The organism is Mesorhizobium sp. M7A.F.Ca.CA.004.04.2.1, assembly GCF_004022825.1.
Lineage (GTDB): Bacteria > Pseudomonadota > Alphaproteobacteria > Rhizobiales > Rhizobiaceae > Mesorhizobium.
This window is the reverse complement of sequence record NZ_RZPH01001769.1, coordinates 1-479: the sequence shown is the minus strand read 5'-3', so window position 1 is coordinate 479 and position 479 is coordinate 1. Positions and strand designations below refer to the sequence as shown.

General features: G+C 63.7%; 1 protein-coding gene. It reads left to right on the top strand.

Translation table 11 applies throughout. The annotated features are described in order from the left end of the window. On the top strand, positions 1–395 hold a 395-nt coding region (locus EN893_RS37470), incomplete at its 5' end, for a carbohydrate ABC transporter permease (protein ID WP_164901569.1). Between the last annotated feature and the right edge of the window lie 84 nt (positions 396–479).

Here is a 479-nt window from a genome sequence, read left to right as displayed (position 1 = left end):
TCTATGCCGCGCTCAACCTGCCTTTCCTGACCTGGATCCTGATGGGCTTCTTCGAAGGCATTCCAGTCGATCTGGAGTGGGCGGCGATGACCGACGGCGCGACTGCCTGGGGCGCCTTCTGGCGCATTGTGCTGCCGGTGTCGATGCCCGGTATCGCGGCCGCCGGCGTCCTCGGCTTCATCCTGGCGTGGAATGAGTTTTTGTTTGCCCTGGTTTTGAGCGGGCCGAAGACGGCGACGATACCGGTTGCGCTCGCCGCGTTGCAGACCTCGAACGGCGTCCAGATCGCCAAGGTCTCTGCCGGCGTCGTCCTTGCCATCCTGCCGCTGGTCGTGGCTTCCCGCTTCATCCAGCGTTTCATCGTCCAGGGCTTGACGTTCGGCAGCGTGAAATAGGCCGGCCGCTCCGAGAGCCGACATGGCTCGCTAGCCGGTTATGAAATCGTGACGGGATCACCGCCGCGTCCAGAGGGAAAGAGG